Raw genomic sequence first — 15,622 nt, forward strand, 5'->3', positions numbered from 1 at the left:
GAATAGATTGATTGAGTATTAACCGCAGCTTTTCAGTACTCTATTCGCTATACAGAAAATTATTCCTTCTATAGCTAATTTAAAGCAACGTTAACGTTATGTATTCGTATATTTCCTTTTGAGCGGTAGATCCCTTTCCTTTTTAAATGATTATACAATGTTCCTGTTGAAATATCGCATTTCCGACAAATCTCGTGAATAGTTAAATCTGTTGTATAATAAAGTTCAAGCGCCTCTTCTACTTCAGTAACAAGTTTCGGTCTTCCTAGCTTGACCCCCTTTTTTTTAGCAGCATACAAGCCCGCTAAAACGCGTTCTCGAATCAGTTCCGATTCCATTTCTGCAAAAGCACTCATAATTGTAAAGAAAAACTTTCCAGTCGCTGTTGAGGTATCAAGATTATTTTGAATGCTGACAAATTGAATATTCCGCTCATTAAAGCTCTCCAATAAAGCCAGCAACTGCTGGGTTCCTCTTGAAAGTCGATCTAATTTAAATATAACAAATGTGTCACCAGGTTCCAAAGAAGAAAGCGCTTTATTCAATTCGCTTCGAGATTTTTTTCGACCACTTTCATTTTCTCTATAGATTTTATCTACACCATATTCTTCCAATGCTTGTTTTTGAGAATCAAACTTTTGATGCTGTGTGCTTACCCTCATATAACCAATAACTGCCATTTTATTCTCCTCCTAAAAATGGGTGCAGGATAGATAATTGTTTCTCTCCTACACCCAATACAAAAATAATGGACAAGTCGGATTAAAAGATTTTAGCTGTATTTCCCCACTTGATCGTTGAATTCATTTATTGATCTGACATTCATTTTGAAGAACCAGTGTACCTATTGAAATAATTTAGTTTTACCGTGTCTCCTTCTGACATCGTTCCTATTTGAATTTGAGATTGATTTTCTGCTAATACATAGTTCGGTGGACATGCTATTTGAATAACCGTATATCTACCAACTGACATACTATCGACCTGCACTCTGCCATTTTTATCACTGACTAAATCCCTATGCCAAGTACCATCCGAAGTGATAACTTCAAATTTAGCTCCCTCAACCGCATGGTTAGTCAGCTGGTTTTTAGCATCTACTTCGCGAACATAAATACTAAATCCGCCTGGTTCTCCTTCTTTTAAATTATATAGATCAATTTCTGTTTTTTGACCTTCCGTGATTATAACGGTATAAGGTGTGTTGTCAATAATGTAACCATTTGGCGCCTTCGTTTCTACAACAGTATACGTACCAGGTTCTAAGGTTAGATTGATAACCCCTTTGTCGTTGGTCGTAGCAACCTCCGTAAATCCTTGGGTATTTGTAATTGTATACTCTGCATCTTTCAAGACTATATCTGTTGGATAGCCACTCTCATCATAAGCATATTTCGTGATGATTAACTCTCCATTTTTCACCTGTTTTTTATTGATTACTGTAAGTGTTACTTTGTCTCTATCAACGGTTATCTCTTTAATACTATAATCACCTTCATAACCGTTCGGTGCTTGATATTCTGCAATTTTATATTTTCCGTATGGCAGATTTTCTAATAGAGCTTTTCCGTCAACGCCAGTTTCAACATCGGTACGCTGACCGTCCTGCATAGACCAGACATAGAACTTAGCACCTTGCAGTTTGTTACCTTCTTCATCTGTTTTAACGATCTCAATGCTACCTGTTTTTTGTTTATTAATGACAGTTAGCGTGACTTTATCTTTATCAACAGTTACATCTTTTACCGTGTAATCTCCTATATATCCATCTGGCGCTTTTGTTTCTATTACTTTGTACTCACCATAAGCTAGATTTTCCAGTATGATTTTGCCTTCTGGACCATCAACACCAGTCTCATACATTTCCATTGTTCCTGTGGTTGTAGACAATACGTGGAAAACAGCTCCAGACAACAGCTTGCCTTTTTCATCTGTTTTAACAATTTCTAGTGAACCTTTTGGTGTTTCTAGTTTTTTATTGTAGAAAGTAATGGATGATTTTGCTGAATTCAAAGATACGTTTTGGGCACCCATAAGTGCTTGATAGCCATTTGGAGCCTTTGTTTCTGTAACTGTGTAAGTGCCATATTCCAAACCACTTATTGTTACGAGACCATTTGTATCACTTGTACCCGTTCCTACCACCGTACCTTGCGCGTTTTTCACTTCAAACTCAGCACCAGCTAAAACTTTGTTCGTGCCATATTCAAGTTTTTTGATCTCTATTGATCCTTTTGAAGTTTCTAACTTCTTATTGTAAAAATTGATCGATTTATTTGCTGAATCAATTTGGGTCGTATAAGAAGCGTATACGATTTGATAACCTGTTGGTGCTACTAATTCTGTAATCGTATAAGTACCATAGGCTAAATCAGAGAGTGTCGCTCTTCCGTCATTCCCACTAGAAATAATGCCCACAGAAGCTCCTGACGAATCTTTCACTTGGAATATCGCTCCTGCTAAAGGCTGATTGTTCGCTTGATCCAGTTTATTGATCGTCAATGTGCCTTTTTGCGTCGCTATTTTCTTGTTATAAAATGTAACGGATTTACTTGCAGAATTTATTGAGACTGCCTGTGATGTCGTCAGAATTTGGTAACCTGACGGTGCAACAGTTTCTGTTACCGTATACGTTCCATAATCTAAATTCGACAATGTCGCTACACCTAAATTATTTGTCGTTACGGAACCGACCAGTGTGCCTGATGCATTTCTGACTTGGAAAACGGCGCCAGATAAAGGCTGATTGTTCGCTTGATCTAGTTTATTGATCGTCAATGTGCCTTTTTGCGCTGCTATTTTTTGGTTATAAAATGTTGTTGTAGTACTTGCTGTATTCAAATACACGGTTTGCGTGCTAGTCAACGCCTGATAACCACTTGGCGCTTGGATCTCTGTCAGCGTATAAACACCATAATCCAAATTAGCTAAAGAAGCATAACCGTTTGTGTTTGTTACCACGGTACCAACAACTGCCCCTGCAGCATTCTTGACTTGGAAGACTGCTCCCGACAATAATTGCTGTGAACTTACATCTCGTTTATAGATACCGATCGTCCCTCTTTGTACGACTACAGGCTTTTTCTTATTTGTAACATTAAGCGTCGTTACAGCTGAACCGATCGTTACATCTCGAAATGTTTGATCCAACTCATATCCAGGCGGGGCTACATCTTCTCTCACTCTGTAGTTTCCCTGTGGTAGTGAAATTGTAGCTACTCCATTTGAATTTGTAGCAACCGTCCCCATATCTATTCCGGTACCTTGTGTATATACTTTGAACACGGCACCCGCTAGCCTATTGTTTGATTCATCTGTTTTGATAATTTGCAAGGTTCCCATTTTTGCTTTTTGATTAGTAAATACAACCTCTTCATTCCAACAGGATATATATACTGTTCCAACATTGGTAACGAGCGGATAACCTGCGGGTGCTTGAATTTGTTTTACATAATAAATCCCTGGAGATAAATTGTAAACCGTAGCCTTACCGCTACCATTCGTAGTTACTGTCCCCATCAATTTTTGGAAACCATTTGTCCATACCTCAAATTTAGCGCCAGCTAAAGGTGTCTTGACTCTCGGAATACTATGATAATTATCATAATCATAGTTAGATATTTCAATATTGTAACCAGCAGCATCTGCTACTTCAGCTTTAGCAACAAATAAACCTATTACTACGAACATCAACGCCAACAACGGAATAAATAGTTTTGATTTAAATTTCATTTTCTTCCTCCCTTTCCATTTTCCCAAAATGTATACTATAAAAATTTAAATACACATAAATAAATCACCTCCTTATTTTATTTTTATTTTATTTCCATTTTAATAAAATTTCTTTATTTCTTTTGGTATAATAACATTATATAGTCTGTTGTTGTTGGTTGGTAAAGAACTCTTGACTATAAAGGAGTATTATGATTAATTATGGAACGATTATTCGAACAATAAGAGAGGAGAAAGGGCTTAGTCAAAAATGTATTTATGAAGGAATTGTTAGTCGCCAAGCTTATTATCTAATTGAATCTAATTTATCAATCCCCTCTCTAGATAATTTTTTAAAAATCCTTGAACGTTTAGCTATTTCTTTTAATGATTTTTTATATCTACTTGATTCAGAACAGTTTCCCTCAGATAAGGAACTGTATGATAAGCTGATTTTGCTTAAAACGAAACAAGATTCACAATCCTTTCAAACATTTATTCGACAAATGGAAAGGAGCTTTTTAGATACATCTAATGAAAAGTATCGACATTTTTCCTGTATTGCTAAAGCGACTTTTCTACACCTTTTCCCCTCAGAATACGACAGAAATAAAAATGAATTGGAACATCTCATTGAGCCCATTAAGAACTATTTACTTGAAATTGAAACATGGTACCTTTATGAACTTAGACTATTTCACCTATCAATTTTTGGTTTTTCTTTGAAAAATTTAGAACTTTTGGGAAATTTACTGACTGCACGTAGCTTTAACTATTGCAACTTCTTAGAATTTACAAGAATTCAAAAAAATATTCGTCAAGATATTTATCAAAGAATACAGCATTCTATGACATAAAAAAACCAACCATACTTATATGTGCAGTTCTATTATTTCTTCATTTAGAGTGTGTTTCAATAATAGGTCGTAATTCGAAACACGCTCTAACTCCTTAAAAAAACAAGAAAAAAGCAGCTGCTATCCCCCGCTGCGATTATAGTACTATTAACCCTAACCTATTATTCATTAGAACCTATCAAAAAAATTTACTTACTTCACATCTTACTATTTATCCACTTTCTGGAAACAAATTGAGCTTGTCGTTCACCACCTACTTTGCCAGCAAAATAGATGATGAACATTACTCACTTACTTGGTCATACACTATTAGTAACTACTAAGCAGACATTTATTCTCCAAAAAGATTTACCGCATAGTCCCAACTGTAGGCTCTAGGTGCAGTATCACCCGCTCCAAATTTTGGTTTAATAAACATCGTCAACCAGTACTCAGATGTGGCTGAATAGTCTATCGTTAGTTGTTCGTCAAAGGTCAAATCAACTAAATTACTTGATACATGCTTTTCAGAGATCTTACTTTTATCAGAAGTAAGGATATATCCGGAAAATTCATAATATTCAGGAATCCTTCCTTTAAGCGCTAACTGAACTTGTTGATCCATCAAATGAATTGCGTATTGATCAAAAACAGATTGATCAATTTCTATAGGCGAATCCTTAATAGAACTCTTCGACGTCAGATATACTTCACCACCATTTGAATATTTGGCTTGATAAAAAGCTTTCTCTGGCACAACAAGTTCTTCGTTAGGACTTAGAACCGCTTGTCGAATATTTAAATAGCCATTTAATAGTATTGCAGTATTAGATACAACAATCTGTTGATGAGCATAGCTATCTGGATCAGTGCCAAAATTAAAGACTGCGCTTACTTGATCATTGATCTTAATCTCTACGTCATACTTTTGACTACTAGATAATTGTTCACTTACTGTATAATCAGTATTATTTTTCCAAGGGTGAACAATAGAAATACGATTGCCATCAGCTTTTATTTGGAACTGGTCTGATTGTGTATAATTAATCTCTCCAGGTGCGAGTGCTTTGTCCTCATAACTCACGTTAAAGCGTTCATCACTCGTTGTGATTGGATTATCATTTGCATCAAACAACTTCTTTTCTAAATGAACAATAATGGGTTTTACTGATCCAAAAGTAGTATCAACACCTTGCTTTTGCTGGTCGAAATCTAGGTATTCAAACATATAATTGCGGCCAATCACTGTTGATTTACCTGCTATATTTGCATAATCACTCGTAATAATTCCAGGCTTCAACACATTATTATTCGCACTTACACGGTAGGTCATGCTTGCTTTCATATGTTCTTTATTGCTTGGAATCGGCGTAGCTAATGTTCCAGCATTCCAAAAAATTTCATTTGTTGCTGAATTATAGGTTATGCTTCCTTGAGAGACGTTGGTATTCGTTAACGTTCCTTCAATTTCAAAACCTTCTACTATTTTTTCTGTATAGCTACTTTGTTGAGCAGTATAAATCATTTTTTCACTGATTTCTTTAAGAATCCCTTCTACTTCGTCCGTATCGGCATTATAGTTATTTCCATTTGTCGCTACTTCTTTTAACGTCTTTTCAGCCACTTGGACAACATCCTCTGAAGAAGAGGTCAATGAAAGATCAATACCAATCGTATAGATTTCATCCAGCAATTTTTTTGACGTGTCTTTGCTAAACGCCATATCTTTTATCAATTTAGATTCTGCAATTGTACTATTTGAATGATTAAAAAAACGATATACTTCATTATTAATCAATTCTGGATACTGTAATTTAACTTCTGGTGTAATATTGTCACTTGTCATTGGAGGCGCAACAAATCCAAAACCATTGATCATTCTAAAGCGATAACTTCCAGCCGAACCCTGATAAGGAACGATTTTATCATAATCAAACGCATCAATTGAATCAATGGTTTCATATTGAATAATTTTGTTGTTATAAACTCCGAAGAAATCCATATTAACTTTATTATTCGTATAAGGAATCATCCACTTTTCATCTACAGGCAGCGCACTATCTGTTGGAACACCATCAGAAAGTAAAATCATACTACGACTGACTTCTCCTCCACTTACACCAGTCAAACGAGCATTGGAAGGATCATTCATCTCCTCCGCTGTTTTTCTTAACGCTAACTGAATATTCGTTCCATCTCCTGTCTTCACTGATATACTATCAATGTAAGCTAAAAGTTCATCTCTTTGTGAGGAAGTCTTGTAAGATACAATGTCGTTTACTTCACGACCAAATAGTAAGAAACCAACACGATTATCATAGCCATCTTGCAGTACTTCAGTGACAAATGTTTTAGCTGTTTCTTTTAACATCTCTAGTCTTGTCTTTCCCGTACTCGAAACGATGCCCAACATACTGCCAGATACATCTAAAGCGATAAAAATATCTTGAGATGGTGGTGGAAAATGATTCTTCGCTTCCAAATCAACGGTCACATCCCATTGGTTGACCATGCCGTCAACAGGCGTAACCTTTTTTGTTACTCTGACTTCTCCAGGTGCTAACTCACTTTTAGTTTCTGCCTTAATAATTTGTTGAGAACTTGATAGCAGATTGCTCGAAAAGAAGGCGCCTAATAAGATGAAAAGAAGTACAATCAATACTTTAGCTTTTGACATTGCTTTTTTTCTCATTTTTTCACCCTCTATTCCTTAATAACTTGCGGTTCTAATACTTGATCGATAGGTAATAGCACTCCAACTGTCGGTTTTTGTCCATTCCACCAGGCATCCCTATAGGCATAAGCAGTTGTGTTAACACTTTCTACCTTTAGTTCAAACGTTAATATCGCACCAGTGTAATTGGTATCGATCGATTGACTGTTCATGCGTACTTTTTCAAATAGGGAGCTCGTCTTTTCTCCTGTTTTTAATGCTTGTTTATAGTAATAAAAACCGTCTTGCCCATCAATCCAATCCACATCGTTAAAGTCAATACTTAAAACGGGTGCTGACCCATTCATTGTTGCAGGCAACAAAATCGTTTGATTAGTCATCGTGTCCTTGGTCGTAATTACTGGGGAAACAAGGACACGGACAAAGGCTAGATCTTCTCCATCATTTTTCACACGTACTATTTTTTTATAGTCGATATCTGCTTCAAATTTTTTACTTGGCTGAAAATCTTCTTCGATCGATGTTTTAAAATCAGCAATTTTAAAATTATTTTCTTTTGAATCTTGTCCTGTCAAAGCTGCATAGGTTTGGTACATTCCGATTCCTAGACAAACGAGGATAGTTAATGTGCTAAGTAGTAGGATTAAAAACTTTTTTGATTTTAATCGTGAAATAACGACGTGAGATTTCAAGAAGTATTTACGTTTTTTCATTTTCTATTCCTCCTACTTATTTTTTATGAACTCTTTATACATCTCATAAATTTCTCCTGTTTCAGATATATTCCATGCTGATACGATTGTTTTTGTTGTATCATGTGCATCTAATTCCACATCGATTTCATACACTGAACCTTTATAGCTATTTGGCGCACTGGCGCTTAAGGTGACATCGTTCAAAACAGCAGAGGTCGTTTGCCCTGACTCTAAAACTTCTGAATAGTAGAAATAACCATCCTTATACAACCAATAATTTTTTGTGCCTGTTGCTGGCTTGCTTAAATAAACATCTTCAGAAACGTTTAATTTAAACCATTTTAAAAGAGAGTTCTCACGTTGACTATCATTCATCTTAAACATGTCTGTTCCTGTTGTTTTGTCCGAAATATAGGCATCCTTTACGACATAAAATGTTCCACCAGCATCATATGTACCATTTGCAGTGGCAGCTGCTTTCCATGTCTCTTTATTCTCATAAATCAAGGTTGGGGCCTTTTCATTAGGAACTGTCAACAGATGACCGTTACCAGTTTGATCAGTCGTATCGATTTTAAATAAAGCGATATATTCATAAAAGGATAGTCTTACAAAGGAGGGAACACTACCAATATTTTTCGCTTTAACTAATTTCTTTTCTGTTCTTGCCGGTCGCCATTGATTCACTTGTTCAAAATCTTCTATGATTTCAACTGAGAGAATGCCTCCCTCAAAATGATTTTCTTTATCATCTTCAGCTGTTAGCCAAGCATACGTATTTCCTAAAACCATCAAACTAGAAAAGAATAGCGCTGCAATAAAAAGAAACAGTTTGTGATTTTTTGTCAAGTTTTGCTTTAAAAGATTGGCGAATTGCTTGCTTCTCTTCATCTTTTTGGTCCTCCTAATAATTTGATCGTTCTAAGAAATACATTTATTTCCCAATTTCATTTTTCTTTTTTTGCAAATAACGATGTTTGATAATCAATAAAAACAGTACAATGCAGCATAATCCTAAAGACATAATTAATAGAGCGTTTTTCCACTCTTCACCTGTTGATGGGAGGCGTAATAACTCTTTGATTTGATCGACAAACGTTTGTTCTTCGTCACTATCATCCGTTCCGGTTGACGGTAGCGTCGCTTTTACCGCACTAAAATACCAAACGTTTTCCACTACATTTTTTTCAAAGAATTCACTATTTCCATACTTATTTCCATCTAATTCAAAATACACCTTTAATACTTTTGTCTCTCCACTCACTAAAACCCCCAGATTCAGAGGCTGCGCCTTATTTTGTAGATTTACTGTATCGCTTTTGCCAGATAAAGGTCCCTTATACAATTCTTTGCCATCATAAACCAGACGCATTTGCACTGCTTCAGCTAGATTTATGCTCCCTTCAATGAAATCAGGCTGACTCGAATAAAATGTGACTAAGTAGCTAGTATCTTTCTCAACATTTAAAAAGTTAATCGTTGTTTCCCATTGTTTGCCTGGCATAATATCATTGATTTCAATTAAATATTTTCCATCTGCTTGTACTTTAAAGGCCTTATCGTCACCAATGACCATACCAGAAGGAAGAGACTCTGCTTTTGCAAACACTGGGCAAAAAAGAGTAAATATGATTAATATAAATAGAACATTACCAACAATTCTTCTTTTTTGCCCATTTTTCATTCTTCTTCCCCCTAGTAAAACTCATCAAACGTTTTTATTATACTTATTTTTCAGGTGTAATTGCTTTTAGTGCATCTGATAATGTAGTGTTGCTTGTTCCTACCCATTCATCCACAGCGCCCTGGAAGGCTTGAATACCTTTAGCATTTACTGTTAAATCATATTTTAGTTTACTATAGCTGTTATCATAGTTTCCTACTAAAGCAACAGCATTAATGATTTGAGTTGTATTATTCCCAGCAGAAACAACACTTGTGTAATAGAAGTAACCATCCGCAGTATTGAAATACCACTTGTTAGGAGTTGTTGGATCATCCGTAATATTGTTGAATGTAATTTGAATATTGTTGTCAATCATTGATTTTACATTCCAAGCATCGGTACCCACAGCTGTGAAAGCTGGGTTGTATGGATCAGTTGTCCAGTCTCCAGTCGTTGCAGCAGCATATTCTAAATCAACATAGCTTAATGAAGCTGCCCCGCTACGAATCTTGATCTCATCAGAAGCATTTCTGTCAAAGCCTGTAATACCTGAAGCATGGAATAATTCCCCATCATTTCTTTCCCAAACATAGCGATAAGTGTATGTAACTTCCCCTGTAGGTTCTGTCACTTTACTTTCTTTTGCTTTCAGCGTATACGTACCTGTGAATGCTCCATCTAAAACTGAAATCGTTGGCGCGCCGCCTTCAAATGTTGAATTAGTAAAATCACTTGATGTTGGCAACGCTGTACCTGGAACTAAATAAGTATTTGCCAATGTCTTTCCTTCTAAAGCTGTACCTGTTGTAATTCTTTTAGATTCATGATCTTTTAGTTTTGCTAAAGATTCATCAAAGGTTACCCGCACGAGTTGATCAAACGAACCAATATTGGCGATTGTAACTTTTTTCGCTACTTCTCCTTCCCAATCGGTAGGTGGTGTAAATGTTTCCACTACCTCAATGTCATCTCCCGTAGCAATTTGGCCTTCAAAGTGGTTGGTTTCGCTATCTGAGCTTTGGAACCAGGCAAATGTTCCTGCTAGAATTGCCAGCAATGCAAAACCGCTAGCCGCAGCAATTGTCTTTTTCTTGTTCATTTTTTTCATTTGTGAAAAATCCTCCTTGTAAAAACTTTTTTTATATTTTCTTTTTATTCTTCAACTTAGAAGATTAAAAAGTAAACACCATAATTATTTGTTTAGTACATAATGTTTCATTACCGTAATAAACCCAAAAACTGAAAATAGAAAAACAATTGATAATAAAAGATTATTGGTAATAAAATTTAGAATGCCACCAATTTTAGGAAGAACAGCTATTTTCTTTCCAACTACCTGTTCTGAATTGACTGGTGTATCTTCCACAAGATTGGCATCCCCTTGAGTGATATAATAGGTTCCTTCATGATTATCTAAATGATCCAATTTTTCTTTCACTCGGTGTGTTAAGAATGCTTTACTATTGATATTCGGACGGAAAGTAATGATATCTCCCACTTCCGCATCTTCACCTGCAATGTTTTTTACAATAATCACATCACCTGCATGAAACCCACCCTTTTGCGTTTTAGGATCTCTTGGCACCATTGAATCAGTCAAAACACCAAAAAAACGATACCCAAGAAAACTTTTATTTTGATCCTTACTTACAGCAAAAATGAGAGAGCCAATAACCATTAATAAGATCACGCCATAAAACAAACTGTTCATTATTAGTGAGCGAATTGGAGCAGACTTTTTTTTCGTATTGCGTTTGTTTTTAGTCTGGCCTTTTTTTGTCGTTGTCTTTTTTTTAGGTGACTTTCGCTTATTCTCTAAATTCTTTACGTTCTTTCCAGAACTCTTTTTCGTTGCAGTAGCCCGCTTCTTTTTTTGAATTTTTCTTTTGTTAGCTACTTCCAATAAGTTCCCCTCCAACGTTCTACACGCATATTTAGACTTTCCTCAAAATCCATCTTTTGATAGTTGTTATTTTATAATTCAAAATTTCTCGATTTCGAATTAAAATAAAGCTAATTTTTATGACAATAGCCTTTATACACTGGGCTTTTCCTTTAAAGAAACTTTCAAAAAAACAATTGTTAAAGTAAATGGCAAATAATATGCACACAAAAAAAGCGCCGAGTCGGAAAAATACCGTCCCTACGCGATTCTTATTTTTATATTTTTAGAAAAATAACAAAAATGACAATTTCAAAAAAACAATAGTTTATTATAAAAATAAAGCCGCGTCAATGGTTTTTTATAAATAAAGGAGAAATAAGGATTCAGTTGGAATAATGTTAAGGAGAGTGTGGCCAATGACTGTCATAGGCTATATGCGGGTGAGTACCCATCACCAAAAATTCGATTCTCAAGAAAGAGCTTTAAAAAAGTATGGCGTTGATCACATTTTTAAAGAGTATGAGAGTGGCAGAAAAACCTCTAGATCAGAGCTAGATAAGGCATTGAGTTTATTGAAGGAGGGAGATACATTAGTGATTTTTAAATTAGATCGCTTATCTAGGGGAACAAAACAATTGTTAACTCTATTGGAAGAATTCAATCAAAAAGGAATTCATTTTGTCAGCATTCAAAACAATATTGATACTTCTACGGCAATGGGGAAATTTTTCTTTACAGTTATGAGCGCCTTTGCTGAAATGGAAGCGGAACTGATTCGTGAACGAGTAATGGCAGGTTTAGAAGTCGCTAAAGAAAATGGAAAACGCTTAGGACGACCGCCAAAAACGCAAGAACGTGAATTGGCTATCAAAATGTATCAAAGTCACTCTTTTTCAGTATCGGAAATTGCTGAAAAAACAAGGCTTTCTCTTCCTTCCGTGTATAAAATTATTCATACACAAAAAGAAGAAGAACTGTAATCTAAGTTCAACATTTTTCATATTAAAGTAAATTAATGCAAACAATAAAAAATGCCTTTAAAAACTGGTACTGTAAAATACAAGTTTTGAAGGCATTTTTATTGTTTTAATGAAATAATATATAATTTTTGGCTATGCCATCTGTAGCAATTTAAATAGTTATCACACTGTGACTTACGATGCAAATACTACAAACTGCTTGATATCTTGAGCTTCTATTCTTCCAACTGCCCTTAAAGCTTACGTATCCAAACAGAGCTTAACAGCAGTAGCTTTAGCCGTATTCTATGCTCAATACAAATTCTATTTACTCATAAAAATCAAAACATGCAATGGCTTAAATCATTTTCCAGATACAATTGTCATATTTTTTCCATTAAACTATAATAGAGAAAGAAAGATATATCCACTAGGAGGCGATTTAGATGAAAAAGAAACTCTTTGTTGTACTTGCTTCTATCCTGACAATTGCCGTTTTCATTGTTCTATACTCTACTTCTAAGAACAATGACTCAGAAAAAATCATTGTTGAACAGCCAAAAACGAAAGCGCTATCAAACGAATCAACCAAACTACATCAAACGCTAGTATCTGAAGGTGCGCAGGATTTCCATTATTTTACTATTACAAGCGCCAACAAGAAACCAATCTATGTCGAACTATCTAGAAAACGAGCGTTTAATAATGAATCAAAAAATGAAGATTTCCAACCGTTTTTAGCTTTTCCAAATGATAAAGATAGCCTTACATCACATTTAAGCCAAACCAATACCCTCCTTGTTATTTTCAAAAAAGACGGGAACTTGCATGAACTTTTAACTTATGCGGATGCTACCTCACTTTTCAACTCAGGCAGCTCTGCTAATGAAAAAAGCTTTTGCAGCTTTATCCCTAACGTACATTCAGATACAAAGAAAAGTAGCACTTTAGGCTATAGTGTTTATACCGATAAAGAAAATATCATCAATAAAATAGAAAATGAGCCTAATAAAATTGAACAACTAATTTCTGATGATGATATCGTTTATGAATACAAGGTAACGATTGAGCCCTCAGAGAAGGATTGATGCTTTACCACCGTTTTTTTGAAATAAATCAGGCTGAGAGATAATTCTATGAATTACATCTCAGCCTGATTTATTTTTATTGGTCCTCACTAAGCATTAACCAGCTCGATATCCTCCACCGCCAGAACTAACCTCAGGAATCGTCATTCCAAAGCCGCCTGTCGCTCCTCTGGTAAACCCAAGGAGTAATAAAAAGCGGTAAAATAAACGAATACTTTTTGGTTTAGGAACCTTTTTCAATTTGATTCTTTCCTGACTGCCACACAGATAAATTGAAATTCCTTGCTTTTGATAATGATACAGAATAAATGATAAATCTTTTTGCAGGCCCTCCGTTCGAACTACGATCTCTTTGATCCCCTGTCTTTTCAAATAGTTAGCAGAAGGCATATCTTGTACAACAACACACCACCGATTATCAAAAGTACCAGGCTTTTTCTTGTTTCCTTTTAACCGATTACTATCTAGTAGAAAAACAGGATTTGCCTTATTGGACAGCTCAATGTTCGCTAATACTTCCGCACCTTTGCTTAATCCTTCAACAATTTTCTGGTTTGAAACAACAGCTTTACGTCCACCTGGCACACCATTATAAAGGGGTATCGGACGATAACCGATCGTTGCTAGAGCCAAGCCTTGTTTGATTCCTTCATCGCTTGGTAAATCAACGATCAGCATTCGATCTGCTTGATAATCTGTCCATGAGACAGTGCTTTTAGGCATCGTTCCTTTTGTCGTTGTTGATGACACATTCATATTCATAAAAACAACCGGCTTTACCCATTGGGTCCATAATGCTGTATCGGGCGCCCATTTTTTATATACTTCTAGTTCTTTGCTCATGGTTCCTCCTTGTACTTCTTGTCAAATTCTGATTTATACGTGCTAAACGCTGGATTTCCTTATAATGATTGGAATGTCCTTAGCCTTTTCATCGATTCTGGCGTAAGGACTTATCCGTCCATAAAATCCTGAAAAGACACCATCTACAACAAAAACACCAATACAAAGATGAAATTCTTTGCCGTCGTCTGTTTTTATAGGCTGACTGTTAAATCGTTTTTGAACCACCCATTCTTTTTTTCTCTTTAGAGCTTCTTTTTTGATTCGTTTAAATTCTTTTTCACTGGTTGCCTCTTTTATAGTGATATCGCCGCCAACACGGCCAAAAACAGGTTTATAAATAAAGTCAGACTCTTCGTAGCTTAACTCATAAGCCTTTTTTGTTTCAGGTAATAATTTCTGCCATGTCGGACACTCTACGTTCAACTTATCCCAAATTAAGGGCAGACTTTTTGGTTGCGTCAACATTGCAACTGGATGATTACACGAAGGTGTAGTTGTAGAATAGTAGCCTTGCCAATCTGCTGAAAAGGGTAATCTGGGCATCCACTCTAAAGGAAAAAAACGGATAATCCCTGATAAAAGCTGTGGCTGATCCTCTAAAACACTATATGCTTGTTTCTGCTCAAACTTAACATCATCAGGTGCTAAATAGACTGAACGATAGCCTTTAGACTCAAAATGATCTCCCATAAACTGCATAACTTGCCGATCATCTGCATACGATGTAGCATGAACAAAACCGATAGTGCTGCCTGGCTGAATCCGTTTCTCAAACCCTTGATATAAATGTCTCCCAAAATTTTCTGAAGGTTCCGTATCCGGAAAAAAACGAGCCGCAATTTCTGGCAAAATCGAACTTTCAGCAAAACCACCTGGAACATCGCTATTAACTTCAGAAATCTGCCAGCCTTGGTCTGTTGGATGAAAGTCAAAACGCATCAAGCGAACATGTTTTTCTTTTTGATAGTCCTTTGCCTTTTTCATTCCTCGACACATGCTTTTAGGCAAACCTAGCTCTTTTGCATATTCCAGATTGTCCAACAGTTCCAGCTCCATGGCTGTCGTTTCAAGTGCCAGCTGTTCGGCTAAATTAGTCAGCTCTTCAACTGCATGCTCGTCCAATACTGCAACATACTCACTTACTGTATTTGCATCCTCTACTTGTGGATCCCATTTATATGCTTCAAAAATCACCTCATAGCGATAATCTGAATAATCATGCTCAGGGACTTTCAATAATTGAATATTTCCTTTCACAGTTT

At 35.8% G+C, this 15,622-nt stretch carries 13 protein-coding genes; 3 read left to right on the top strand and 10 right to left on the bottom strand.

Annotated features, from left to right (window positions below; all coding sequences use genetic code 11):
• Window positions 1-74 precede the first annotated feature (74 nt).
• Both BCR25_RS12790 and BCR25_RS12795 read right to left on the bottom strand, forming a co-directional pair.
• Complete coding sequence (locus tag BCR25_RS12790; protein WP_069663980.1) at window positions 75-680, bottom strand: recombinase family protein; 606 nt, start codon at window positions 678-680, stop codon at window positions 75-77.
• 142 nt (window positions 681-822) lie between these two features.
• Window positions 823-3,732: a SpaA isopeptide-forming pilin-related protein gene (locus tag BCR25_RS12795; RefSeq protein ID WP_069663981.1), complete on the bottom strand. Its 2,910-nt coding sequence runs from the start codon at window positions 3,730-3,732 to the stop codon at window positions 823-825.
• Between the two features lie 191 nt (window positions 3,733-3,923).
• Between BCR25_RS12795 and BCR25_RS12800 the strand changes: the two genes are divergently transcribed.
• Window positions 3,924-4,568, top strand: coding sequence for a helix-turn-helix domain-containing protein (locus BCR25_RS12800; protein ID WP_069663982.1), 645 nt, complete (start codon window positions 3,924-3,926; stop codon window positions 4,566-4,568).
• A gap of 331 nt (window positions 4,569-4,899) precedes the next feature.
• Here BCR25_RS12800 and BCR25_RS12805 read toward each other — a convergent pair whose 3' ends face one another.
• The 6 genes from BCR25_RS12805 to BCR25_RS12830 form a co-directional block, all read right to left on the bottom strand.
• On the bottom strand, window positions 4,900-7,239 hold the full coding sequence (locus BCR25_RS12805) for a vWA domain-containing protein (protein WP_069663983.1): 2,340 nt from the start codon (window positions 7,237-7,239) through the stop codon (window positions 4,900-4,902).
• 11 nt (window positions 7,240-7,250) lie between these two features.
• Window positions 7,251-7,934 (bottom strand): hypothetical protein, encoded by a 684-nt coding sequence (locus BCR25_RS12810; protein WP_083242681.1) that lies wholly within the window; start codon window positions 7,932-7,934, stop codon window positions 7,251-7,253.
• A gap of 12 nt (window positions 7,935-7,946) precedes the next feature.
• Window positions 7,947-8,807: a BsaA family SipW-dependent biofilm matrix protein gene (locus BCR25_RS12815; protein WP_069663984.1), complete on the bottom strand. Its 861-nt coding sequence runs from the start codon at window positions 8,805-8,807 to the stop codon at window positions 7,947-7,949.
• Window positions 8,808-8,850: 43 nt separating this feature from the next.
• The gene (locus tag BCR25_RS12820; protein ID WP_069663985.1) at window positions 8,851-9,600 is read right to left on the bottom strand and encodes a hypothetical protein; all 750 of its coding nucleotides are present in this window, start codon (window positions 9,598-9,600) and stop codon (window positions 8,851-8,853) included.
• A 43-nt stretch (window positions 9,601-9,643) separates the two neighbouring features.
• Window positions 9,644-10,690: a SipW-dependent-type signal peptide-containing protein gene (locus BCR25_RS12825; protein ID WP_069663986.1), complete on the bottom strand. Its 1,047-nt coding sequence runs from the start codon at window positions 10,688-10,690 to the stop codon at window positions 9,644-9,646.
• An 84-nt stretch (window positions 10,691-10,774) separates the two neighbouring features.
• Window positions 10,775-11,485 carry a signal peptidase I gene (locus tag BCR25_RS12830; RefSeq protein WP_245792155.1) on the bottom strand — a complete coding sequence of 237 codons (711 nt, stop codon included), beginning with the start codon at window positions 11,483-11,485 and terminating at the stop codon, window positions 10,775-10,777.
• 398 nt (window positions 11,486-11,883) lie between these two features.
• Between BCR25_RS12830 and BCR25_RS12835 the strand changes: the two genes are divergently transcribed.
• Window positions 11,884-12,447 carry a recombinase family protein gene (locus BCR25_RS12835; RefSeq protein ID WP_069663988.1) on the top strand — a complete coding sequence of 188 codons (564 nt, stop codon included), beginning with the start codon at window positions 11,884-11,886 and terminating at the stop codon, window positions 12,445-12,447.
• A 425-nt stretch (window positions 12,448-12,872) separates the two neighbouring features.
• Window positions 12,873-13,514, top strand: a complete 642-nt coding sequence (locus BCR25_RS12840) for a hypothetical protein (RefSeq protein WP_069663989.1) — start codon at window positions 12,873-12,875, stop codon at window positions 13,512-13,514.
• Between the two features lie 96 nt (window positions 13,515-13,610).
• On the opposite strand, the gene BCR25_RS12845 is transcribed toward BCR25_RS12840, so the two are convergent.
• Together BCR25_RS12845 and BCR25_RS12850 are read right to left on the bottom strand one after the other, a co-directional pair.
• Window positions 13,611-14,357 (bottom strand): hypothetical protein, encoded by a 747-nt coding sequence (locus BCR25_RS12845; protein WP_069663990.1) that lies wholly within the window; start codon window positions 14,355-14,357, stop codon window positions 13,611-13,613.
• 42 nt (window positions 14,358-14,399) lie between these two features.
• Window positions 14,400-15,617 (bottom strand): glutathionylspermidine synthase family protein, encoded by a 1,218-nt coding sequence (locus BCR25_RS12850; RefSeq protein ID WP_069663991.1) that lies wholly within the window; start codon window positions 15,615-15,617, stop codon window positions 14,400-14,402.
• Window positions 15,618-15,622 lie beyond the last annotated feature (5 nt).

The organism is Enterococcus termitis (genome assembly GCF_001730305.1).
Taxonomy (GTDB): Bacteria; Bacillota; Bacilli; order Lactobacillales; family Enterococcaceae; genus Enterococcus_L; species Enterococcus_L termitis.

Bases quoted from the DNA above. Each gene is read 5' to 3' on its own strand.
- BCR25_RS12790 (WP_069663980.1), bottom strand. From the start codon at position 680: ATGGCAGTTATTGGTTATATGAGGGTAAGCACACAGCATCAAAAGTTT.
- BCR25_RS12795 (WP_069663981.1), bottom strand. From the start codon at position 3,732: ATGAAATTTAAATCAAAACTATTTATTCCGTTGTTGGCGTTGATGTTC.
- BCR25_RS12800 (WP_069663982.1), top strand. From the start codon at position 3,924: ATGATTAATTATGGAACGATTATTCGAACAATAAGAGAGGAGAAAGGG.
- BCR25_RS12805 (WP_069663983.1), bottom strand. From the start codon at position 7,239: ATGAGAAAAAAAGCAATGTCAAAAGCTAAAGTATTGATTGTACTTCTT.
- BCR25_RS12810 (WP_083242681.1), bottom strand. From the start codon at position 7,934: ATGAAAAAACGTAAATACTTCTTGAAATCTCACGTCGTTATTTCACGA.
- BCR25_RS12815 (WP_069663984.1), bottom strand. From the start codon at position 8,807: ATGAAGAGAAGCAAGCAATTCGCCAATCTTTTAAAGCAAAACTTGACA.
- BCR25_RS12820 (WP_069663985.1), bottom strand. From the start codon at position 9,600: ATGAAAAATGGGCAAAAAAGAAGAATTGTTGGTAATGTTCTATTTATA.
- BCR25_RS12825 (WP_069663986.1), bottom strand. From the start codon at position 10,690: ATGAAAAAAATGAACAAGAAAAAGACAATTGCTGCGGCTAGCGGTTTT.
- BCR25_RS12835 (WP_069663988.1), top strand. From the start codon at position 11,884: ATGACTGTCATAGGCTATATGCGGGTGAGTACCCATCACCAAAAATTC.
- BCR25_RS12840 (WP_069663989.1), top strand. From the start codon at position 12,873: ATGAAAAAGAAACTCTTTGTTGTACTTGCTTCTATCCTGACAATTGCC.
- BCR25_RS12845 (WP_069663990.1), bottom strand. From the start codon at position 14,357: ATGAGCAAAGAACTAGAAGTATATAAAAAATGGGCGCCCGATACAGCA.